The 319-nt window shown below is 63.3% G+C and carries 1 protein-coding gene; it reads right to left on the reverse strand.

Annotation, left to right across the window (positions count from 1 at the left end; all coding sequences use genetic code 11):
* Positions 1-319, reverse strand: a 319-nt coding sequence (locus ACODTY_RS24195) for an ATP dependent DNA ligase (RefSeq protein WP_488996712.1), incomplete at both ends; no start/stop codon positions are given.

Raw genomic sequence — 319 nt, forward strand, 5'->3', positions numbered from 1 at the left:
GCGTGTCTCAGACTGCCTTCGCGGGTCCAGCCGCGGAACTCGATCTCGGCGATCAGCGTCGGCTGGGCGAAGACGAGGTTCTTGCCTTTCAGAGTCACGGCCGGCGTCTTCGTTTTCAGCGTGTCCAGGGTTCTGCGAAGAAAGGCGGCATCCTTGCCTTTGAAGCCGGTTCCGGCCTCTCCGACATAGACCCAGTCATGGCCGCGTTTCCCGGCGAGCAGCAGACTGCCGATGCCGCCGCGCGCCGACGCCGAGGCTTGGTAGCCGACGATCATGAAGCTTTCGCTCTGGACGCATTTGATCTTGAGCCAGTCGCCGG

The sequence above is a fragment of the Mesorhizobium sp. FG116 genome (assembly GCF_057809835.1).